Origin of the sequence: Pantoea dispersa (assembly GCF_035783935.1) — a bacterium.
GTDB lineage: Bacteria > Pseudomonadota > Gammaproteobacteria > Enterobacterales > Enterobacteriaceae > Pantoea > Pantoea dispersa_C.
Window position 1 is genome coordinate 1 of record NZ_JALKOV010000043.1, and the last position, 288, is coordinate 288.

The window sequence follows — 288 nt, forward strand, 5'->3', positions numbered from 1 at the left end:
TGGAGCCGATCAGGGTGGTGCCGTCGTACAGCTTGACGATGTCGCCCGCGGTGCCGCCGGCGCCGGACATCTCCAGGCTGCCGTCGCTGGTCAGGCCGCCCGCGCTCAGGTCGGTGCCGTGGCCGTCACTCAGTCCGCCGATGGCTGGCGCGTCTGGCGCGGTGGTGTCCAGGTCAACGACTACCGGCGTGGATTTGGCACTCTCGTTGCCCGCCGCATCGGTGAAGCTGGCGCTCAGCGCGTGCTCGCCGTCGCCGCTCAGGTCGGCCGGAATGCTCCAGCTGCCGT

General features: G+C 70.8%; 1 protein-coding gene. It reads right to left on the reverse strand.

The window, feature by feature from the left end:
* Positions 1–288 (reverse strand): Ig-like domain-containing protein (locus MXF20_RS23280; RefSeq protein WP_325971646.1); only part of this gene is annotated, 288 nt, incomplete at both ends.